The 219-nt window shown below is 58.4% G+C and carries 1 protein-coding gene; it reads right to left on the reverse strand.

The annotated features are described in order from the left end of the window. Positions 1-161 (reverse strand): transposase (locus K7W42_RS23420; RefSeq protein WP_224577709.1); only part of this gene is annotated, 161 nt, incomplete at its 3' end. Between the last annotated feature and the right edge of the window lie 58 nt (positions 162-219).

Genomic DNA, 219 nt, shown 5'->3' on the forward strand with positions numbered 1-219 from the left:
GCAGCCTTCTGCACCTCCCGCAGCTTTTTCCAGCGGACAACATAGTGGGGAGGGACGCCGAGGTCGCGGGCGATCTGGGCACAACTTTTGCCTGTGGTCTCGACCAGCCGCACGGCCTCCTGCTTGAATTCCGCGGTGTAGTGCTGCTGAGGGGTCGTCATATCTCGCTCCAGTCTGAATCAGACTGAACTTTCCCTCCACTAAACCCTAGCAATACCA

The organism is Deinococcus betulae, from assembly GCF_020166395.1.
GTDB classification, from domain to species: Bacteria; Deinococcota; Deinococci; order Deinococcales; family Deinococcaceae; genus Deinococcus; species Deinococcus betulae.